The sequence below is a fragment of the Nocardia sp. NBC_01730 genome (assembly GCF_035920445.1).
Lineage (GTDB): Bacteria > Actinomycetota > Actinomycetes > Mycobacteriales > Mycobacteriaceae > Nocardia.
Window position 1 is genome coordinate 7554385 of record NZ_CP109162.1, and the last position, 21720, is coordinate 7576104.

General features: G+C 68.6%; 14 protein-coding genes and 2 tRNA genes. 7 read left to right on the plus strand and 9 right to left on the minus strand.

Annotation, left to right across the window (positions count from 1 at the left end; genetic code table 11):
* The first annotated feature begins 275 nt into the window (after positions 1 to 275).
* Positions 276 to 9611, plus strand: coding sequence for a polyketide synthase (locus OHB12_RS31385; RefSeq protein WP_327113396.1), 9336 nt, complete (start codon positions 276 to 278; stop codon positions 9609 to 9611).
* Positions 9612 to 9687: 76 nt separating this feature from the next.
* Positions 9688 to 10110, plus strand: a complete 423-nt coding sequence (gene acpS / locus OHB12_RS31390) for a holo-ACP synthase AcpS (RefSeq protein WP_327113398.1) — start codon at positions 9688 to 9690, stop codon at positions 10108 to 10110.
* Positions 10111 to 10162: 52 nt separating this feature from the next.
* Here the strand turns inward: acpS and OHB12_RS31395 are convergent, their stop codons facing one another.
* On the minus strand, positions 10163 to 10783 hold the full coding sequence (locus OHB12_RS31395; RefSeq protein WP_327121655.1) for a TetR/AcrR family transcriptional regulator: 621 nt from the start codon (positions 10781 to 10783) through the stop codon (positions 10163 to 10165).
* 344 nt (positions 10784 to 11127) lie between these two features.
* On the opposite strand from OHB12_RS31395, the gene OHB12_RS31400 reads away from it, so the two are divergent.
* Positions 11128 to 12324 (plus strand): hypothetical protein, encoded by a 1197-nt coding sequence (locus OHB12_RS31400; protein WP_327113400.1) that lies wholly within the window; start codon positions 11128 to 11130, stop codon positions 12322 to 12324.
* A 67-nt stretch (positions 12325 to 12391) separates the two neighbouring features.
* Here the strand turns inward: OHB12_RS31400 and bcp are convergent, their stop codons facing one another.
* Complete coding sequence (gene bcp / locus OHB12_RS31405; RefSeq protein WP_327121657.1) at positions 12392 to 12865, minus strand: thioredoxin-dependent thiol peroxidase; 474 nt, start codon at positions 12863 to 12865, stop codon at positions 12392 to 12394.
* Positions 12866 to 13043: 178 nt separating this feature from the next.
* On the opposite strand from bcp, the gene OHB12_RS31410 reads away from it, so the two are divergent.
* On the plus strand, positions 13044 to 13265 hold the full coding sequence (locus OHB12_RS31410; protein WP_327113402.1) for a DUF3618 domain-containing protein: 222 nt from the start codon (positions 13044 to 13046) through the stop codon (positions 13263 to 13265).
* 64 nt (positions 13266 to 13329) lie between these two features.
* Here the strand turns inward: OHB12_RS31410 and OHB12_RS31415 are convergent, their stop codons facing one another.
* Both OHB12_RS31415 and OHB12_RS31420 read right to left on the minus strand, forming a co-directional pair.
* Positions 13330 to 13626, minus strand: a complete 297-nt coding sequence (locus tag OHB12_RS31415) for an excalibur calcium-binding domain-containing protein (RefSeq protein WP_327113404.1) — start codon at positions 13624 to 13626, stop codon at positions 13330 to 13332.
* A gap of 133 nt (positions 13627 to 13759) precedes the next feature.
* Positions 13760 to 14737 (minus strand): pirin family protein, encoded by a 978-nt coding sequence (locus OHB12_RS31420; RefSeq protein WP_327113406.1) that lies wholly within the window; start codon positions 14735 to 14737, stop codon positions 13760 to 13762.
* A 69-nt stretch (positions 14738 to 14806) separates the two neighbouring features.
* Between OHB12_RS31420 and OHB12_RS31425 the strand changes: the two genes are divergently transcribed.
* The gene (locus OHB12_RS31425) at positions 14807 to 15259 is read left to right on the plus strand and encodes a MarR family winged helix-turn-helix transcriptional regulator (protein ID WP_327113408.1); all 453 of its coding nucleotides are present in this window, start codon (positions 14807 to 14809) and stop codon (positions 15257 to 15259) included.
* 125 nt (positions 15260 to 15384) lie between these two features.
* On the opposite strand, the gene OHB12_RS31430 is transcribed toward OHB12_RS31425, so the two are convergent.
* The 3 genes from OHB12_RS31430 to OHB12_RS31440 form a co-directional block, all read right to left on the minus strand.
* Entirely contained in the window at positions 15385 to 15699 is a 315-nt protein-coding gene (locus OHB12_RS31430; protein WP_327113410.1) for a hypothetical protein, read from the minus strand.
* 110 nt (positions 15700 to 15809) lie between these two features.
* Positions 15810 to 16430 carry a transglycosylase SLT domain-containing protein gene (locus OHB12_RS31435; RefSeq protein ID WP_327113412.1) on the minus strand — a complete coding sequence of 207 codons (621 nt, stop codon included), beginning with the start codon at positions 16428 to 16430 and terminating at the stop codon, positions 15810 to 15812.
* A gap of 712 nt (positions 16431 to 17142) precedes the next feature.
* Positions 17143 to 17215: transfer RNA gene (locus tag OHB12_RS31440), tRNA-Lys, on the minus strand.
* Between the two features lie 302 nt (positions 17216 to 17517).
* On the opposite strand from OHB12_RS31440, the gene OHB12_RS31445 reads away from it, so the two are divergent.
* Entirely contained in the window at positions 17518 to 18750 is a 1233-nt protein-coding gene (locus OHB12_RS31445; protein ID WP_327113414.1) for a L,D-transpeptidase, read from the plus strand.
* Between the two features lie 171 nt (positions 18751 to 18921).
* Here the strand turns inward: OHB12_RS31445 and OHB12_RS31450 are convergent.
* A tRNA-His gene (locus OHB12_RS31450) sits at positions 18922 to 18994 on the minus strand.
* A 55-nt stretch (positions 18995 to 19049) separates the two neighbouring features.
* Positions 19050 to 19694 carry an oligoribonuclease gene (gene orn / locus OHB12_RS31455; protein WP_327113416.1) on the minus strand — a complete coding sequence of 215 codons (645 nt, stop codon included), beginning with the start codon at positions 19692 to 19694 and terminating at the stop codon, positions 19050 to 19052.
* A 250-nt stretch (positions 19695 to 19944) separates the two neighbouring features.
* On the opposite strand from orn, the gene OHB12_RS31460 reads away from it, so the two are divergent.
* The gene (locus OHB12_RS31460) at positions 19945 to 21705 is read left to right on the plus strand and encodes a helicase HerA-like domain-containing protein (RefSeq protein WP_327113418.1); all 1761 of its coding nucleotides are present in this window, start codon (positions 19945 to 19947) and stop codon (positions 21703 to 21705) included.
* Positions 21706 to 21720: the final 15 nt, after the last annotated feature.

Genomic DNA, 21720 nt, shown 5'->3' on the forward strand with positions numbered 1-21720 from the left:
TCAACATGAGGAGCGCTCATGTTTCGTACGCATTGGTAACCCGATCGACCAGCGGCTTCGAATATGAGGAGGGGTCATGTTTCTGATTGTTCTGGCACGTTCGTACTCGAATACTCGACGGTAGGCGAGATGTCGTCGAGCAAACGTGAGGATTTCCTCATGATTTTGTGTCATCCTCGCCGGTATCAGGCCGATCCTCTGTGATCACCCGCGTACCGGATAGGGAGCGGCGTGTCGCCGAGGGCATGTCGCACGGAAAAGGAAGTCGAAGCGTCTTGACGATCAACGAGAGCACCAAGACCGGGACCGGACGGAGCGCCAAGGTGGTCGGCGCCGCCGGGAAGGCCGCGGCAGGGGGCGCGCGGTCGCCGCTGCTGGATCGTCTGCTCAGCGGCGTTCCTTACGCGCTCGCCTTCGGCGGGCAAGGCGCGCAGTGGTTGCGTGAGCTGGAGGAGATCGGGCGCGACAGTGCGCTGGAGCCGGAGCTGACCGCGCTGGTCAACGAGGCGGCCGCGCTGCTGGAACCAGTCGCGGCGCAGTTGCTCGTGGTGCGGCCGGTCGGCTTCGACCCGATCGGCTGGATGCTGGAGAACGAGCTGGCGGACACCGACGAGGGCGAGACCTCCGCGGCGCCGTCCGAGCAGGTACTGCGTTCGGCCGCCGTGTCGATGCCCGGTGTGCTGCTGACCCAGGTGGCGGCTGTGCGGGCGCTGCGGCTGCACGGACTGGATACGACTGAGCACGCGCCAGCCGCAGTCGTCGGCCACTCGCAGGGACTGCTCGCGGCCGCCGCGGTCGAGGCGGGCGGTCGGCGCGACGCCGAGCTGCTTGCGATCGCTCAAATGATCGGCGCGGCAGCTGGTTTGGTGGCACGGCGGCGCGGAGTGATGCCGGTGGGCGATCGCTCGCCGATGGTCGCGGTGTCGAACGTCGATCCCGAGCAGCTGCGCGCCGTGGTTGTTGAGGTGTGCGCGGGTCTGGACCCCGCCACGGCGGTGGTGGTGTCGATCCGCAATGGCCGTCGGCGTGCGGTGCTGTCCGGCGCACCGGCCCAACTGGAGCGGGTGCGTCAGCGGTGCGCGCAGCTCCACGACGAGCAGGCGCGCGAGCGTGACGCGAAGGTGCGTGGCGGCTCGGTGTTCGCACCGGTCTTCGAGGACGTGTCCGTCGATGTGGCGTTCCACCACCCGGCACTGGCCGACACCGTCGACCTGGTGACCAGCTGGGCCAACCAGTGCGCTGTGGACGCCGATCTGGCGGGCAGGCTTGCACAGCAGATCCTGGTGGATCCGGTCGACTGGGTCGGCGTCGTCGACGGCATGATTTCCGCTGGCGCGCAATGGATTCTGGACCTCGGACCTGGCGATCTGCTGTCCCGGATCACCTCCGGCTCGCTGAAGGGCACCGGCGTCGGCATGATCGCCGCGGCAACCCGCGCGGGGCAGCGCAGCCTGCTCACGCCAGGGGCTGCGCCGGAGCCGGCGGCCCCGTGGTCGGCGTTCGCGCCGCGGCCGGTCCGGCTGCCCAACGGCCGCATCGTGGTCGAGACCGCATTCACCAGGCTGACCGGTCGCTCGCCGATCCTGCTCGCGGGCATGACCCCGACCACCGTCGACGCGAAGATCGTCGCGGCCGCGGCGAACGCGGGCCACTGGGCGGAACTGGCCGGTGGCGGCCAGGTGACCGAGCAGATCTTCGCCGACCGAGTGGCCGAGCTGAAGAAACTGCTGCACCCGGGTCGCGCGGTGCAGTTCAACTCACTGTTCCTCGACCCATACCTGTGGAAGCTGCAGTTGGGCGGCAAGCGTCTGGTGCAGCGGGCCCGCACCGCGGGCGCGCCGTTCGACGGCGTCATCGTGACCGCGGGCATTCCCGAACTCGAGGAAGCCGTCGCGCTGATCGAGGAACTCACCGAGGTCGGCATCTCGCACGTCGCGTTCAAGCCGGGCACCGTCGCCCAGATCCGGGCCGTGCTCCGGATCGCCGACGAAGTCCCGGACTACCCGGTGATCGTCCACATCGAGGGTGGCAAGGCGGGTGGCCACCACTCCTGGGAGGACCTGGACGACCTGCTGCTGTCCACCTACGCCGAGCTGCGCAACCGCGCCAACGTGGTGGTGTGTGTCGGCGGCGGCATCGGCACCCCCGAGCGCGCGACGCAGTACCTCACCGGCGAATGGGCGGTTCCGCACGGCTACTCCGTGATGCCGCTGGACGGTGTGCTGGTCGGCACCGCGGCAATGGCGACGCTGGAAGCCACGACCGCGCCGGAGGTCAAGCAGCTGCTCGTGGACACTCCGGGTACCCCCGACTGGGTCGGTGCGGGCACCGCGTCCGGCGGAATGGCCTCGGGTCGTAGCCAGTTGGGCGCCGACATCCACGAGATCGACAACGCGGCCTCCCGCACCGGCCGCCTGCTCGACGAGGTCGCGGGCGACGCCGACGCGGTCGCCGGGCGCAGGGACGAGATCATCGCGGCGCTGAACGCCACCGCCAAGCCGTATTTCGGCGACGTGGCGACCATGACCTACCAGGACTGGCTGGAGCGCTACGTCGAGCTCGCGGTGGGCCTGGATCACCGCAAGGACTTCGACTGCGGCAGCGACATCGGCGACGCCATCGCCGAGGCGACCCGCTCGATCTGGCTGGACATCACCTGGCGTGACCGGTTCGCGGAGATGATGCGCCGCACCGAATCCCGGCTGCATCCGGCTGACCGCGGCGAGATCCCCACCCTGTTCGCGAGCGACGAGGACTTCGAGAACCCGGTTGCCGCGCTGTGCACGCTGAAGCAGCAGTACCCGGCTATGGCGCAGACGCTGCTGCATCCCGCCGACGTTCCGTTCTTCGTGGCGCTGTGCAAGACACCGGGTAAGCCGGTGAACTTCGTCCCGGTCGTCGACGGTGACGTGCGCCGCTGGTGGCGCTCGGATTCGCTGTGGCAAGCGCACGACCCGCGCTACTCGGCCGACCAGGTGTGCGTCATCCCCGGCACCGTCGCGGTCGCGGGCATCACCCGGGTCGACGAACCGGTAGGCGAGCTGCTGGACCGCTTCGAACAGGACACCGCGTACTCGCTGGTGCGTGCCGGCGTGGTCCCCGCGGCGGTCGACGCGCGCCGCACCGCGGACGTGACCAGCGGTCCGATCGACGCCGTGCTCGCCGCACCGGACGTGCAGTGGGCCGGTCGCACCGCCATCAGCCCCGTGCACCGTCTCGGCGATCTGACCGAATGGGTCGTCGACGGCAAGGGCGCGGTGCATCCGACCAGTGGCGCGACGCTCGTCGAGACCACAGGACCCGAGCCGGAGCACTCCTACGTCGAGCTGACCGTTCCGCTGTTGGCAGGCAACACGGTCCGCATCCGCATCACGGTTCCGGTATCCATCTACAACGGCGGCGCCCCGGTCGTCACGGAGGCCGACGCGGACGAGGCGATGGCCGCGCTACTCGCCGTCGCCGCCGGACAGGCGCTGCCGGAGGTGAAGGGCAAGGTCGCGCACGTGAACCTGGCCTGGACGCCGGATCTCATCGCCGACCACGCGGGTGTCACCGGCTCCGGCCTGCCCGCGTCGCTGAGCACGCTCGGCCGCACCGCCCCCGACGTGCTGGTCGGCGCCTGCTGGCCCGCCGTGTTCGCGGTGCTGGGCGCCGCGCGCACCGCCAACGGCGAAAGCGTCATCGAGGGCATGCTCGACCTGGTCCACCTGGACCACCAGATCCACCTCGCCGCGGACCTGCCCACCGAGACCAGCGTGCTCGCGGTCCGCGCGGAGGCGGGCGAGACCCTCGACACCGACCTGGGCCGGGTCGTCGAGGTGCATGTGCGGATCACCGCCATGCTGGACAAGCCCGAGACCGGGATGTCCATGCCGGTGCTGGCCACCCTCACCGAGCGCTTCGCGATCCGCGGACGCAATGGCTCGGGCGAGCTGACCGATCCGCCGCGCGCGGCGGGCACGGTGTCCGGCACGGCCAACGACACTCCGCGCAGGCGCCGCAGGGACGTCACCATGGTGGCCCCGCGCGCCATGCACGCGTTCGCGACCGTCTCCGGCGATCACAATCCGATCCACACCACCGATTCCGCCGCGAAGCTTGCCGGTCTCGGCAGCCCGATCGTGCATGGCATGTGGCTGTCGGCCGCCGCGCAGCACGCGGTGTCCGCGGTCGATCCGGACAGCTCGGTTCCCGCGCGGACGCTGATCGCGTGGACCACCCGCTTCCTCGGCATGGTCCGCCCCGGCGCGGAGATCGATGTGCGGGTGGAGCGCGTCGCGGTCGACGCGGGCAGCGAGATCATCGAGGTCTCCTGCCGGGCCGGCGGCGAACTGGTGATGACCGCGACCGGTCGCACCGCGGCGCCGAAGACCGTCTACGCCTTCCCGGGCCAGGGCATCCAGCGCAAGGGCATGGGCCTGGACGCCCGCTCCCGCTCGAAGGCCGCCAAGGAGATCTGGGAGCGCGCCGACAAGCACACCCGCGCGGCGCTCGGCTTCTCCATCCTGGCCGTGGTGCGGGACAACCCGACCTACCTGAAGGCGCGCGGCGTCGAGCACCGGCACCCGGACGGCGTGCTGCATCTGACCCAGTTCACCCAGGTCGCCATGGCGACCCTCGGCGTCGCCCAGGTGGCGGAGCTGCGCGAGGCCGGTGCGTTCGTCGAGGGCGCGATGCTCGCGGGCCACTCGGTCGGCGAGTACAACGCGCTCGCGGCCGTCGCCGGAGTGCTTCCGCTGGAAGCGGTGCTGGAGGTGGTGTTCCAGCGTGGCTCGGCAATGCACGAGCTGGTGCCACGGGACGCCAAGGGCCGCAGTGACTACCGGATGGCCGCCATCCGTCCCTCACAGATCGGGCTGCCCGACGACGAGGTGATCGACTTCGTCAACGGCATCGCTGAGCGGGTCGGCGAGTTCCTCGAGGTGGTCAACCTGAACCTGCGCGGCTCGCAGTACGCGATCGCGGGCACGGTGGCGGGCCTGGCGGCGCTGGAGGAGGAGATCGACCGGCGCCGTGCGGAATTCGGCGGTAGGCGTGCGTTCATCCTGGTGCCTGGTATCGACGTGCCCTTCCACTCCACTGTGCTGCGCAAGGGTGTTCCCGAGTTCCGGCAGAAGCTCGAGCAGTTGCTGCCCGCTGACCTGCAGCCGGAGACTCTGATCGGCCGCTACATCCCGAATCTGGTGCCCAAGCCGTTCACCCTGGAGCGCGCGTTCGTCCAGGAGATCGCGGATCTGGTGCCCTCCGAGCCGCTGGCCGCGGTGCTCGCCGACTTCGACACCTGGGCGGCCCGGCCGACCGACCTGTGCCGCGTGGTGCTTGTCGAGCTGCTCGCGTGGCAGTTCGCCAGCCCGGTGCGCTGGATCGAGACTCAGGACCTGCTGTTCACCGACGTCGCGCACGGCGGCCTCGGCGTCGAGCGGTTCGTCGAGATCGGTCTCGGCGTGACGCCGACGGTGGCCAACCTGGCAAGCCAGACGCTGAAGCTGCCTGCGTTCGACGCCGCCACGGTCGAGGTGCTCAACATCGAGCGCGAGGCCGCGCTCGTGTACTCGACCGATACCGACCCGGCACCGGTCGACGAGCCGGTCGAGGAGTCGGCGGCCACCGCTTCCGCGGCCCCCGTCGCGGCAGCCGCCCCGGTCGCGGCGCCCGCGCCGAGCTCTGGTGGCGCGCGTCCCGACGACATACCGTTCACCGCCGCCGACGCCACCCGCGTGCTGATCGCGCTGTGGACCAAGCTGCGGCTGGACCAGATCGGTCCGGTGGACACCATCGAGGGCCTGTGCGACGGCGTCTCGTCGCGGCGCAACCAGCTGCTGGTCGACCTCGGCTCCGAGCTCTCGCTCGGCGCGATCGACGGCGCGGCCGATGCCGACATGGGTGCGCTCTCTGTGACGGTGGGGCGGCTGGCGCGCACCTACAAACCGTTCGGCTCGGTGCTGAACGACGCTATCGGCGACCACCTGCGCAAGGTGTTCGGTCCGTCCGGCAAGCGCCCGGCCGCAATCGCCGAACGCGTGAAGAAGGTCTGGGAGCTCGGCGACGGGTGGGCCAGCCACGTGACCACCGAGGTGTCACTCGGCACCCGTGAGGGCACCAGCGTGCGCGGTGGCGACCTCGGCGGGCTGGTCTCCGGCGCGCTGGGTGACGCCGCATCGGTCGACGCGGCCATCGATGCCGCCGTGCAGGCCGTCGCGGCCCGTCGCGGTGTCGCGGTGTCGCTGCCTTCGGCGGGCGGTGGCGGCGGCGCGACCGTCGACGCGGCCGCGCTCGGCGAGTTCACCGAGCAGATCACCGGACGTGACGGCGTGCTCGCCACAGCCGCCCGGGTGGTGCTCGAACAGCTCGGTCTTTCCGAGCGGGTGTCCGCGCCGGAGGCGACCGACGACTCGCTGGTCGACCTGGTCTCGGCCGAACTGGGTTCGGACTGGTCGCGTCAGGTCGCGCCCGCGTTCGACGCGCGCAAGGCGGTGCTGCTGGACGACCGGTGGGCCACAGCGCGTGAGGATCTGGCCCGGCTCTGGCTGCTCGACGACGTCGGCTCCGCCGAAGGCCCGGTGACCGGATTCCTCGGTGCGGGCGAAGCCGTCGCGGCGCAAGCCGACTGGTGGCGTCAGCGTGCGAAGCACGAGGCACGTTCGGTGCTGGCCCGGACGTACGAGCGCATCGCCGAAGCGGCGCGGAGCACCGAAGAGCCCGGGCTCTGGTCGTCGGATGTCGCGGTGATCACCGGCGCGAGCAAGGGATCCATCGCGGCGGCGGTCGCCGGGCGTCTGCTCAGCGGTGGTGCCACGGTCGTGGTGACCACCTCGAGCCTGAACGACCAGCGCCTCGGCTTCTATCGGAAGCTGTACCGGGAGAACGCCCGCCACGGCGCCGCGCTCTGGGTCTTGCCCGCGAATATGGCGTCCTACCAGGACATCGACGAGCTGATCGACTGGGTCGGCACCGAGCAGGTCGACAACGCCGGCGGCGCGAAGATCAAGATCAAGGACGCGATGACCCCGACCCTGCTGCTGCCGTTCGCGGCGCCACGGGTGGCCGGTGACCTCGCGGACGCGGGCGGCCGCGCAGAGCTGGAGATGCGGGTGCTGCTCTGGTCGGTCGAGCGCCTGATCGGCGGACTGTCCAAGCTGGGCGCCGACCACGACGTGGACGCGAAACTGCATGTGGTGCTGCCGGGTTCGCCCAACCGGGGCCTGTTCGGCGGCGACGGAGCCTACGGCGAGTCGAAGGCGGCGCTGGACGCGGTGATCGGCAAGTGGCGGGCGGAGAAATCGTGGTCCGCCCGGGTCACCCTGGTGCACGCGCTGATCGGCTGGGTGCGCGGCACCGGCCTGATGGGCCACAACGACCCGATGGTCGCGGCGGTCGAGAAGGCGGGCGTGCACACCTGGTCCACCACCGAGATGGCCGACGAGCTGCTCAAGTGGTGCACCTCGCGGGCCCGCCAGGTGACCGCGGTAAGCCCGCAGCAGATCGATCTGACCGGCGGACTGGCCAGAGCCAAACTGGACTTGCCCGCGCTGGCCAAGCAGGCCGCAGAGCAGGCCGAAGCCGAGACCGCGGAAGCCGATGCGGCGAGGACGATCGCGGCGCTGCCCACACCGCCGACCATGACCTCGGCACTGCCGGTGCCGGAGTTCGACGGCGTCACCGCCGAACTCGCCGACATGGTGGTCATCGTCGGCGCCGGTGAGCTCGGCCCGTACGGCTCGGCGCGCACCCGGTTCGAAATGGAGGTTTCCGACGAGCTGTCGGCCGCGGGTGTGCTGGAACTCGCCTGGACCACCGGCCTGGTCACCTGGGAGAACGACCCGAAGCCGGGCTGGTACGACGCCGAGTCCGGTGACTACGTGCCGGAACACGAGGTAGCCGAGCGGTACCACGACACGGTGGTCGCCCGCTGCGGCGTGCGCCGCTACGGGGACGACGGCGCGATGGCCGCCGGCGACGACGGCAAGGTGACCGCTCCGCTGATGACCTCGGTCTTCCTCGACCAGGATCTGTCGTTCACGGTGGGCGGCGAGGCCGAGGCCCGCGCCTTCCACGCCTCCGCCCCGGAGCACACGGTGATCACGCCGGTCGCCGACTCCGGCGACTGGACCGTGACGCGCAAGGCAGGCACCGAGATCCGGGTGCCGCGGCGGGCCAAGCTGTCGCGCACCGTCGGCGGCCAGATCCCGACCGGCTGGGATCCGACCATCTGGGGCATCTCGCCCGACATGGCGGCCTCGGTCGACCGGGTCGCACTGTGGAACATCGTGTGCACGGTGGACGCGTTCATCAGCTCCGGGTTCAGCCCAGCCGAGCTGATGAGCTGGGTGCATCCCTCGCTGGTTGCCAACACCCAGGGCACCGGTATGGGCGGCATGACCTCGATGCGCTCGCTCTACATCGACAACCTGCTCGGTGAGTCGCGTCCGAACGACATCCTGCAGGAGGCGCTGCCGAACGTGGCACTGGCGCACGTGGTGCAGTCCTACGTCGGCAGCTATGGCGCGATGGTGCACCCGGTGGCGGCCTGCGCCACCGCCGCGGTATCGGTCGAGGAGGGCGTCGACAAGATCCGGCTCGGCAAGGCGGAGCTGGTGGTCGCAGGCGGCTACGACGACCTCGGTATCGAGGGCATCGTCGGCTTCGGTGACATGTCCGCCACCGCGGACTCCGCGGCCATGAGCGCCAAGGGCATCAGCGACCGGTACTTCTCCCGCGCCAACGACCGCCGCCGCGGTGGGTTCGTGGAGTCGCAGGGCGGTGGCACCGTGCTGCTGGCACGCGGTGATATCGCCATGGAGCTTGGTTTGCCGGTGCTCGGCGTGGTGGCGTTCGCGCAGTCGTTCGCCGACGGCGTGCACACGTCGATCCCGGCACCGGGCCTCGGTGCGCTCGGCGCGGGCCGTGGTGGGCGCGAGTCGCGGTTCGCCGCCGAACTGCGCAAGCTCGGCGTGCAGCCCGACGACATCGCGGTGATCTCCAAGCACGACACGTCGACCGCCGCCAACGACCCGAACGAGTCCGAGCTGCACGAGCGGCTCGCCGCCGCGATCGGGCGGTCGGACGGCGCCCCGCTGTTCGTCGTCTCGCAGAAGAGCCTGACCGGGCACGCCAAGGGCGGCGCGGCCGCATTCCAGCTCATCGGCCTGTGCCAGGTGCTGGAAAACGGTGTGGTGCCGCCGAACCGAAGCCTGGACTGCGTCGACGACAAGATGCGGGAGTACCCGCACCTGGTGTGGGCCCGCGAGCCGCTGCGCTTCGGCGACCGGTTCCCGCTCAAGGCGGGTCTGCTGACCTCGCTCGGCTTCGGGCACGTGTCCGGCCTGCTCGCCGTGGTGCATCCGGAGGCGTTTGTCCAGGCCATCGAGCCAGGCCGGCGTGCGGAGTACCAGCGCAGGGCGCAGGAGCGTCAGCTGGCAGGGCGGCAGCGGTTCTCCGAAGCGATGTGCGGTGGTGCTCCGCTGTACGAGCGTCCCGCGGATCGCCGTCTCGGCGGGGATGGCACCCCCGCCAAGCGGGCTCGGCAGCTGGAAGCCGACGTGCTGCTCTCGCCGGAGGCGCGCCTCGGGCAGGACGGCGCGTACCGGGCGAACGGGTTCGGATGCGCCTGATCGCAAGCGCGGCGGGGCAACCCGCCGCGCGGGGTCCCCGCGCGGGCGCGTCGGCTAGGTCGTAGGCTGCGCGGCTATGACGATCCTCGGTATCGGCTTGGACTTGGTGACTATCTCCGAGTTCGCCGAACAGCTCGAACGCGCCGGAACCACTATGCTCCGGGAAAGTTTCACCGCAGGCGAGCGGCGATACTGCCAGAGTAAAGGGACCGACCCGGCGCGCAGCTACGCGACGCGGTGGGCGGCGAAGGAGGCGGTGATCAAAGCCTGGGCCTCGTCCCGGTTCGCCCGCCGCCCGCAGATCGGGGACAACCCTTATCCCCTGATCGAGGTGGTCAACGACGCGTGGGGCAGGCCGAGCATCAAGCTGCACGGCCTCGCCGCCGAATTCCTGCCACGGGTAAAGGTTCATCTGTCGCTGACGCACGATGGCGACACCGCGGCCGCGATGGTCGTCCTGGAAGACCCGGGCGAGCTGGCCGATATCGTCGAAGACTGAGCGAAGACCAGGTAGACGCGGAACTGATCCCGGCTCGCGCCGGGATCACCCGCTACCGCTCGCTGGCGGTGCGCGATTCCTTCTCCGCCACGAGCAGATAGGCCACCATCAGTCGCTTGAGCTCGGAGACCGCCTCCGCGTTGCTCTGCTCGTCCTGGACCGAGAAGTTCAGCATCGAATAGACCACGTGCACCAGCACTTCGGCCATCATGGTGCGGCGCGCCCGCGGCGTTCGCGGGGTGAGCGGTCGCAGCATCTGCGACACGACCTCGGCGAATTCCTTCTCGTGGATCGCGCCGGTGGCCCGCGTGGACGGGGTGGACTGCATGGCAAGCCACACCTCGCGCCGGGACGGGTCGGTCATCCAGAGGTTGGCCAGGTGATCGACGAACTGGTTCATGTGCCGCAACCAGTCCAGTGACGGGATCTCACCGTGGAAATCGGCAAGCTCCTGGGAAACAGCAACCAAGTCTTGCCGATTCAGTTCACAGACGATGACGTACTTGTTGGCGAAGAACTGATACAGCGTGCCGATCGGCACTTCGGCACGCGCCGCGACCTCTTCACAGGTGAACGACTCGAAACCCACCTCGACGAGCAGTTCCCGAGACGCCTGTAGCAGGGCGTCGAACTTGCGTTTGCTGCGTTCCTGCGTCGGCCGGCGCCGCGGCATGAGCTCCTGCGGGTCGTCCTGCAGCTCCAACGCAGGGTCCAGACGTTGTTTCGACCTGGTCTCCGCGCGTACTTCCACGCATCCAGGCTAACGGTAGGGCATGGGCGCGACACGCGCATGTGCTGTGTTTGTTCAGGTCCGTTGATTTTCCGCACCCATCCGTGACGAATATGGCCTCGAACACATACCGAGCGTGCGTGCATCGTGACGCGCGTTCCGAGCAGGGAATCCATGGGGCTCATGGCTTTCGGCAAGCTCGGTCCCGGTCAATGCGCACAGGGAAGGGGTGGTCTGTGGTAGCTCGATCAGAGATAACTCTTGGCGTTTCTACCGAACGTGGCGCCGTGCACGCGGTAGCGCTCGCCGATGGCGGGAAGCTGTCCGAGCGTGTTCTGCTGCACCGGTCGGAACAGACACAGGGTGACACCAAGGCGGACGTGGCAGCGGCGGTAGCGACGGTGCTGGACGAACTCGCCGCCGAGCTCGGGCCGGACCGCGAGGTCGGCGGCGCGGCGGTCGCCTACCGGGACGCCGCCGAACGGCGCGCCATCGTGTCCGCGCTTGCGGCCGGTCCATGGCACACTGCCTCGATGGTTTCGGCCAAATCCGCTCACCTGAGTGTGGCGAGCTTGATGACCTGGCTCGACGAATACGACAACCTGCTGGTCGGCGAGGTCGTGCCCGGGTACCAGGCGTTCACCCTGGTCGACCGAGGCCGCCGCCGGGTGCTCGCCGCGGTCGGTCAGGCGGGCAGGGCGACATCCGAGTCGCTCGGCGTGGCCGTTGCCGCGGCGTGGGATCAGCTGGATGCGGCCGCGACCAGGCCGGACGCGGTAGTGCTTATCGGGTCGGCGGGCGCCGAGTCGTCGGTGCTCGCCGCGGTGCAGGGCTTCGGCGCGCCGGTGATCTCTTGCAGGATGGCCGCTTTCGCGTCCGCGGTGGGTGCGGCGTCGAGCGCGCGGGTGGCTGCGGACGTGCTCGACGAGCCGGTCGACGAGGTGGTGCCTCGGGTACGCGGCGGAGCGGCGATGTTCGCGGCGGCCAGCGTGCTGGCGGGTGGGTTGCTCGTCGGCGGTGTCTACGCGATGAACGGTTTCGTGCGGCCGACGTCCACCGCGGTGGCGGTCGACGCGCGAGTGACGGCGGATGGCCGTGTCGTCGCAGGCTCGGCCGGTGCCGGTGCCGGTGGCCGCGGTACGGCGCCCGGCGAGAACGGATCGGGGCGGCCTGCCGAGACGGGCGGATCGTTCGCCGAGCCGACGGTGGGGAGCGGAGGTCTTGTCGCCCGCCTGCCGCTGTCGGCTCCGGTGCCGCTGGTGCCTGCCGAACTCGGGTACGAGGCGGAGACGAACGCCGCGGAGTCGCTCGTACCCGGCTCGGGGATCCCGGCGACCCCCGAGGTCGGCACGCCCAACGGCGCGCTGCTCTTTCCCGGCGAGGTCCCGCCGCCCTCCGTGTTCTCCCCGGAAGCCGCGGATTGGTGGGACAAGCACTTCCGCATGATGACGCAGTGGGGGACCCGGCAGGTGCTGCCGACGTAGCTGTGCGCCGACAGCGACACGAATCAGGCCCGGCGCCCTTGCGGCGCCGGGCTTTTCGCTGTCCGGGCTACACCGACAGGTCGCGGCGCAGCTTGGCGACGTGTCCGGTGGCGCGGACGTTGTACTGCGCCACCGCGATCCTGCCCTCCTCGTCCACCAGGAAGGTGGAGCGGATGACGCCGACGACTGTCTTGCCGTACATGCTCTTCTCGCCGTACGCGCCCCATGCGGTGAGCACGCTGCGGTCGGGGTCCGACAGCAGCGGGAAGGTCAGCTGTTCGGCGTCGCGAAACTTGGCCAGCTTGGCGGGCTTGTCCGGCGAGATGCCGATGACGTCGATGCCCGCGCCGTCCAGGTCGGCCGAGTTGTCGCGGAAGTCACAGGCTTGCTTGGTGCAGCCGGGCGTGCTCGCGGCGGGATAGAAGTACACGATCACCTTGCGGCCGCGGTAGTCGGCGAGCGAGACGTTCTTGCCGTCGGCGTCGGGCAGCGTGAACTCGGGCGCGGTGTCGCCGGGGGAGAGTCGTTGGTTGGTGGTCACCTCCAGCACGGTAACCGAATGCCTGGACATCGCGCGGAAGGGAGATCGTCGCGCGGCCCGATAGCGCACGGTGCGGACGGATAGACTCGTCCGCGAGCGCTGGGTGCTTCGCGAACGGCCGACGACACGGCGTGATTCGTGCCCCGGGCGTGGCAATCGACTACAGGAGGGTTTGAACGTGGCAAGGGATACCGAGCGGATCGAGCAGGACATCGAGGCCGCCCGCACTCGGCTGGCGAGCACACTCGACGAGCTCGCGGTACGCACGGATCCGCATCGCATCGCGGACGACACCAAGCAGATCGTGGTCGCGAAGCTCAACGAGCCGAAGGTGAAGTACGGCCTGATCGGGGCGGCCGCCTTGATCGTCGGTCTGGTTCTGCTCAAGATCTTCCGCTGACCTGGTAAACGACGACACCCGGTATGGCGCCGCCATACCGGGTGTCGTCGTTTACCAGGTCAGTTCAGACCGTCGGGCAGGCGAAGCCGTCGCCATCGGGATCCAGGTGCGGACCGTAGCCCGGTTCTCCGCGGAACAGCGGGGCATGTCCCGCGGCGCGAGCATCGTCGCAGTTGGCGTAGGCGCCTCCGGCCGAGCCGGTCTGCGAGTAGCCGGCGGAGCCGGTCGCGGCGGAGCCGGTATCGACAGCCGACGAGCCGGTCCCGGCGGAGCCGGACGGAGGGGCGGCTTGGGCGGCGGGCGCCGCGAGCAGGGTTAACCCCGCGGCGGCAGCGCTGACGGTGAGCCGACGTACGTTCATGTATTCCTCTGTCTGGTTGCTGCGGTGGATGGGCGCCCAACCGGACGCCGCATCCACTGTTGTGACGGCTCGCTCTCTTGTCAACTGCGGGGGAACGGAACTAGGGCATCAGGGGGCGGCGGCCAGACACGGATCAGGTGGTGGGCGTGCCACCGCCGACGTGCTCTGCGGGGATGTTTCCCATGCGTCCGGCCTGGTAGTCGGCCATCGCCTCGATGATCTCAGCACGGGTGTTCATCACGAACGGCCCATATTGCACCACGGGTTCCTTGATCGGCTGTCCGCCGAGCAGCAACACTTCGAGTTCGCCGGTCCGATTGTCTTGGCGCGCATCGGCTGTCACGGTGATCGCGTCCCCTCGGCCGAATACCGCCAACTGTCCGTCGCCTAGCGGCCTGCGTTCCGCGCCGACCGTGCCGTTGCCGGACAGTACATACACCATCGCTGTAAACTGTTGCGGCCAAGGGGTTTCCAGCTGTCCACCGGGTGTGATCGAGGCGTGCGCGTACGCGATCGGCGTGTAGGTGGAACCGGGACCGGTGAATCCACCGACTTCACCGGCGATGAGCCGGACCAGTGCGCCGCCGTCGTGCGAACTCACCAGCGTCAGTTCGCCGCCGCGCAGGTCCTGGTAGCGCGGAGCCGTGAACTTCAGTGCGCGCGGCAGGTTCACCCAGAGCTGGATGCCGTGGAACCGGCCTCCTGCGATGACCATGTCCTCCGGTGGGACCTCGTCGTGCAGGATGCCGGAGCCCGCGGTCATCCATTGGGTGTCGCCTTCGCTGATGACACCGCCTCCGCCGTTGGAATCGTGGTGCACGATCGTGCCGTCGAGCATGTAGGTCACCGTCTCGAACCCACGGTGCGGATGCCAGGGCGCGCCCTTGGCTTCGTGCGGTTCGTAGGCCACCGGGCCCATCTGGTCGAGCAGGATGAACGGATCGGCGGTGCGCAGATCCATGCTGGGGAAGGGCCTGCGTACCTCGAATCCCGCGCCTTCGCGCTGGGTGTGTGCGGTGACTACGCTGCGCACCGGCCGCTCGCGCAGGGTCGCGTCGGGGCGGGGAAGGCGCGGCAGGACCATGATGTCGGGGACGGTGATGGCGGGCATCGGACCTCCTGAGTGGTTGGTGTCCATGTCAACCAAAAGTGATTACACTTCATTCCCATGGTCCGGTGGTTGAGTGACGACGAGCAGGCGACGTGGCAGGCCTATGTGCGGCTGCGCCAGCGTTTGGACGGGGTGATTTCGGCCGGGCTGGCCGAGGATCATCTGTCCCTCGCGGACTACGAGCTGATGGTGGCCCTGTCCGCGGCCCCGAACGGCTGTCTGCGCGCCAAGGAGCTGGCCGCCGAGGTGTGCTGGGAGAAGAGCCGGTTGTCCAAGCACCTGGCCAGGATGGACGCCCGCGGGTTAGTCGAACGGCGACCGGCGGAGGAGGACGCCCGCGGCATCATCGTGCAGCTCACGCCGGAGGGGCGTGCCGGCCTGGAGCGGGCCGCGCCGAATCATGTGGATCTGGTGCGCAGGGTGTTCATCGAGCCGATGACGGCCGCGGAGGCGCGGACGTTGCGGTCGTTGGCGGACAGGGTCGTCGCCGAGGTCGAGCAGGCGACCGAGCTGGGCGCCTGATCGGCGGGCCGCAGGCTCGGACGGTCGGTCTGCTGGATCGGAGCCCGCCGCTTCGACGATCACGCGGCGGGCGGGCCGGACTCGGCTGGGGGAAAGTGCTCCTCGCTCCATCTGGCGTTCCAGCCTCACAACCAAGGGGCGATCGGCGGCTTCACCCACAGCAGCTTCTCGTCGGTGTGCTCGCGCCGGGCTGCCGGATGCTCCGGATGCCGGGCCGCCCAGCTGTCCTTTTCGTCCAGCAGTTGTGCCACCGTCACCCAGGTCTCGTCGGTGCTCGGCGGGTTGGTCTCGGCGGCTCTGGCCAGCTTGCGTCGCGCGGACGCGGGCAGCGCGAGCAACTCGGCTCCGGTGATGCCGCGCTGCCAGACATAGCTCGCCATCCGCCGAGCCTTCTCGGCGCGGCTCTTTGCCGCGGCGTCGCTGTGTGCGTAATCGGTCATGGTGCTGTCCACGGGGTCGGGTGCATCGACCCTAGCCGACCGGGCGGAGGGGGCAGAACGCGGCGAGGCCTCCCCATCCGTGGACGGGAAGGCCTCGCCTCGCCAACAGGTCAGTACGCGCTGCTGACGTTGTCCATCGAGCCGTAGCGGTGCGCCGCGTAGTTGCAGGCGGCGACGATGTTCGCGACGGGATCCCAGATGTCCCAGGAGGTGCCCTCGACGTGGTACGTGGCGAAGGTCGGGTCGATCACCTGCAACAGGCCCTTGGACGGTATGCCCGCGGCGGCATTGGAGTCCCAGAGGTTGATCGCCTGTGGGTTGCCGGTGGATTCGCGCATGATGTTGCTGTAGAGGCCGTTGTAGCTGCCCGGAATGTTGTGCGCGCTCATGATGTCGAGTGCCTGGCGGATCCAGCCGTCCAGGTTGTTCGCGTAGGCCGCCGGGGCCGGGGCCGGCATCGGCGCCGGGACCGCTGCGGGTGCGGGTGCGGGCGCGGGGATCGCCTCCAGGGCGGCCACCTCGGCGACGGGTGCGGCGGCGGGTGCGGCGGCAGCGGGCGCGCCGGCTGGCTGCTGTTCGGCCACCATGGCGATACGAGACGGGACGCTGTCGTCGGCTACGGACACCGCGGAGGAGGCGGCTACGGCCACGACACCCGCGGCGGCGACGGCGATGGTGATGCTTTCGCGGAGCGATGGGCAACGGAAGGAAGAAAAGCGTCTGTCAGGCATTGCGAATCGGTTCCTTGGTTGGGGACTTGTCTCGATCCGGCCGCGTTCGGGCAGCAAGGATCCTGCGGCGTGCGCTCGTGGAGGCTCGCCGTTTCGGCCATGTGCTGTTTTGTGGTTTTGTTGTGGGGGACACCCAGGTCCCCTGGAGCGCGACGTGCTCGTGCGTGCGATGCCGGCTCGCCTTCGGCGGGGCTCGGCCGCGGTGTCGCGCGGGACTCCGCATCTTCGATGCGAAGAATCGGGCGGAAGAATGGGGACCGCCGGTTCGTTGCCGGATTCCGCTCCGCCGACCGCGTGGCTGGCAGCTGCCGTCCGTGCGGTGGTTTTCCGAATCGGTGTGAACAACTCTTCGGGATAACCAAACTTCAGGTCGCTTTGTGACCTGATTGCAGAATGGTCACGCTTGGTTAACGGAGGGTGAACGAATGGCAAATGGGAAGTTCTGGCGATCTTGGAAAGCTCAGGGCGGGGTTGCTGAATCGTTATCTACGCAGGGGGTTTGCCAGTAAACCTGATGTGACGTACGTCACAGAAATTTTTGGTTGCTGGACTGGATTTCGGTGGCCGTGTGGGCATATCCGCGTCCGAATTGTGACTAGTGGTTCGCCTGGGAAAGCCAAGGTCTCGCAATTGTCACGGAGGATTTCAGCGAGATGGGGCTGAAAAGGCCATGTTCTTGCCAACTGATTGCTGGCAAGAACATGGCCTGTTGTGCGCCATCAGGGACTCGAACCCCGAACCCGCTGATTAAGAGTCAGCTGCTCTGCCAATTGAGCTAATGGCGCATGCCCCGTGTTCCGGTGCGGCACAAACCTTAACAGGCCGAGGCCGCAGAAGTGAAATCGTGTCCTGACCGGCGCGGATGCGATGTTCCCCCGCTGTGTTAACACGTCGGGTCGCGGACCTGATCTATCCGTTGTAACGCTGTTGTGTCGACCTGGCTTTCGGATTGGCCCGGTCGTGACGTGCTGGCAGAATGTCCGATTGTGGTCTCGACAGCCTGCGGCGCGCGGGGTGGCGGCGTAGGCGGTTGGTATCCGAAGCCATCGGTGTGTTCCGGAGCACCGAGACTTGAAACGGGGTTGAAATGAGCGTTGGTCAGGGTCGGCACGGATCGGCCGCACGTCGGTCGATACGGAGGATCGCGGGGCCATTGGTTGTGTTCGCCGTGGCCGCGCTGGCCTTGACGGCGTGTTCGTCGTCGGGCGGTACGGAGACCGCGCAGGTCGCCATCGACCGCAACCCGATAACCGAGTTGATCAAGCCGAAGCTGTTGTCTCCGGTCAAGGATGGCGCCGTGGGGGTGTCGCCGGGCATGCCGATGGCATTCAAGGTCGAAGACGGCAAGTTCACCAACGTGACCTTGGTCAATGCGCAGAACAAGCCGGTGGGCGGCAAGCTGGCGGCCGATGGACGGTCCTGGGAGACCACCGAGGTGCTCGGCTATGGCAAGACCTACCGGCTGAAGGCTGACGCGATCGGCCTGGGCGGCGCGAACTCCACGATGCTGAGTTTCACCACGAGCTCGCCGGACAGTCAGACCAAGCCCTACCTGATCCCGGGTGAGGGCGAGGTGGTCGGCATCGGCCAGCCGGTGGCCATCCAGTTCGACGAGAACATCCCCGACCGCAGGGCCGCGCAGGCCGCGATAAAAGTCGCTACGGAGCCGCCCATGGAGGGTGCGTTCTACTGGGTGAACAACCGTGAGGTGCGCTGGCGGCCGGAGCATTTCTGGGCGCCGGGGACCAAGGTGACCATCGACGTGAACGTCTATGGGCGTGATCTCGGCGATGGTCTGTACGGCCAGGACAACATCCACTCCTTCTTCACCGTCGGCGACGCCGTGATCTTCACCGCGGACGACAACACCAAGCAGGTGACCGTCGAGCAGAACGGCCAGGTGATCCGCACCATGCCGACCTCGATGGGCAAGAGCAACACGCCCACCGACAACGGCATCTACATCGTCGCCGACCGGCATGAGCGGATCATCATGGATTCCTCGACCTACGGCGTGGCGGTCGGCTCGCCGGACGGATACAAGACGCCGGTGGACTACGCGACGCGCCTGTCCTACAGCGGAATCTTCTTCCATTCGGCGCCGTGGTCGGTCGGTCAGCAGGGCTACAGCAACACCAGCCACGGCTGCCTGAATCTCAGCCCGGCGAATGCGCAGTGGGTCTACCAAAATGCGAAGCGCGGTGACATCACGATTGTGAAGAACACCGTCGGCGGCACCTTGTCCGGTGTGGACGGCCTCGGCGACTGGAATATTCCGTGGCCGACCTGGAAGGCGGGCAACGCGGACGACAACCGCTGAAGCCGCACCGCGAGAACGCCGAACGGGCCACCGGTCTGGTGGCCCGTTCGGCGTTTCGAGGTTACCGGCAGAGATCAGCTGAGGCTTCGGAGCTCGGGAAATTCTTGGCGAGTGCTGAGTAGCAGTGCGGCCCAGGCCGGGGATTCAAGTCCCTGGCCTGGGCCGCATTCGGGTGAGCGACGGGACTCGAACCCGCGACAGCCAGGATCACAACCTGGTGCTCTACCAACTGAACTACGCTCACCATCGCCGGTGAACAACCGGCGCGGTAGATACTAGCGCGTCACCCCTTCCACTCCCTAATCGGTTTCCGGCGAGGCGTTGACCTGGGCCGATTCCACCTCGTTTCCGGCGATCTGGGCGGCGACCGCGGCGATCTCGGCGGTGGAGGGGCCGGGCGGGGCGACGAACGCGGTGCGCCGGTAGTACTCCAGCTCGCGGATGGACTCCTTGATGTCGGCCAGCGCGCGATGGGTCAGGCCCTTCTCCGGCTGGCCGAAGTAGATCCGCGGGTACCAGCGGCGGCACAGCTCCTTGATCGAACTCACGTCGATCATCCGGTAGTGCAGGTGGGTGTCCAGCAGCGGCATGTCCCTGGCGATGAAGCCGCGGTCGGTGGCGATCGAATTACCGGCGAGCGGCACGGTGCGGGGGGCTGGGACGTACTGGCGGATGTAGTCGAGCACCCGCTGTTCGGCCTCGGCGATGGTCACGGTGGAGCGGCGGACCTCGTCGGTCAGGCCGGAACGCGCGTGCATATCCGCGACCACCGCGGGCATCGCGGCGAGAGCCTGGTCGTCGGCGTGGATGACGATATCCACGCCCTCGCCGAGGATATTGAGATCGCTGTCGGTCACGAGCGCGGCCACCTCGATCAGCTTGTCGCTGTCCAGGCGCAGGCCGGTCATCTCGCAATCCATCCACACCACATATTTGTCGGACACTCGAGCAACATTAGCCGGGTCGGACCGCGGGGCCTTCGGGACGGGGCGTTCGGCCGCCGACTCGGTGCCGTGAACGGTCGGCGTTCAACGCCAGCCGACGCCGATACGGCACAGCAAACAATGAATTGTTACGAGCCTGTGAATATGACCAGCGTGGATACAGTTTCTCGCAGATCGGCGGATGCGTTTTCGGTACGACAGCAAATACTGGGTAAAGCAGTCGGAGTCAGACCGAGACGGAGGACGTGCGATGACCACCCCCCAGGAGAAGGCGGCCGCGGCGCGGCAGGCGGCGCAGGAGGCGGCGCGGGCCGCGGCCGAGGCGGAGGCCGCCGTGGAGGCCGCGGAGCGCGAACTGGCCGAGCAGGAAGCGGCCGCTGCGGGTGCGATCGGTGCGGACCCGGTGACGGCGCCGGAGAATGCCGGGGCGAAGGCGGATCGGACCGCGCAGCGAACGAATGCCGATGCCGTGCCGAAGGAAGCCCCCGCTCCGTCAGGCGCCGCCGAGGAGATCGCCGCGGGATACGCGTTCGAGGGCGCGGCACTGGAGCTGGGCACCGTTGTGGTCGATGGGACCGTGGATCCCGCTGCGCACATCCGGATTCCGCTGCGGACGATGAACCGGCACGGCCTGGTCGCGGGGGCGACCGGCACCGGAAAGACGAAGACGCTGCAGGGCATCGCCGAACAGCTCTCGGGCGCCGGTGTCCCCGTGGTGCTTGCCGACATCAAGGGTGACCTGTCGGGACTGAGCCGGCCAGGGCAGACCGACGACAGAACCAGCGCGCGCGCCGCGGAGACCGGTGCCGAGGAGTGGGCGCCGACCGGGTTCCCGACCGAGTTCGTCTCGCTGGGCACCACCGGAATCGGCGTGCCGATCCGCGCGACCATCACCTCGTTCGGGCCGGTGCTGCTCAGCAAGGTGCTCGAGCTCAACGAGACGCAGGAGTCGACCCTCGGTCTGATCTTCCACTGGGCGGACAAGAACGGCCTCGCGCTGCTGGACCTGAAGGATCTGCGCGCCGTGATCACCCATCTCACCAGCCCCGACGGAAAGGCGGACCTGAAGGGCATCGGCGGCGTTTCCGCGGCCACCGCGGGCGTGATCCTGCGGGCCATGGTGAACCTGGAGGCCGATGGCGGCGACACATTCTTCGGTGAGCCGGAACTGGATCCGGCGGACCTGGTGCGGGTCGCGGGCGGGCAGGGCATTATCACGTTGTTCGAGCTGGGTGCGCAGGCGGCGCGGCCGGTGCTGTTCTCCACCTTCCTGATGTGGGTGCTCGCCGACCTGTTCCAGACGCTGCCCGAGGTCGGTGATGTGGACAAGCCCAAGTTGGTCTTCATCTTCGATGAGGCTCACGTCCTTTTCTCCGACGCCTCGAAGGCGTTCCTGGATCAGGTGGAGCAGACCGTCAAGCTGATCCGGTCCAAGGGCGTCGGCGTGTTCTTCTGCACCCAGCTGCCCATCGACATCCCGAATCAGGTGCTGTCCCAACTGGGTGCGCGCATCCAGCACGCGCTGCGCGCGTTCACCCCGGACGACCAGAGGGCGCTGTCGAAGACGGTGCGCACCTACCCCAGGACCAGCAGCTACGACCTGGAGAACGCGCTCACCTCGCTGGGCACCGGTGAGGCGATCGTGACGGTGCTTTCGGAGCAAGGCGCGCCGACTCCGGTGGCCTGGACCAGGATTCAGCCACCGCGTTCGCTGATGGACGCCATCGGAGCGGACGCGATCAAGTCACACGCGCTGACCAGCGCGCTCGCCGCGAAGTACGGGCAGACCGTCGACCGGGAGTCGGCCTACGAGCTGCTTGCCGCGAAAGTCGCTGCGGCGGAGCAAGATCCGAAAACCGTGCGGACTCCGGGCCGCGCCGCGACGCGCGCGGAGAAGTCGACCGCCGAGCGCATCATGGAGAATCCCGCGGTGAAGGGATTCCTGCGGTCGGCGGCCGCCGCGGCGGGTCGTGAGATCAGCCGCAGCCTCTTCGGCACCCGCCGCCGCTGAGTACCGCAGACGGCC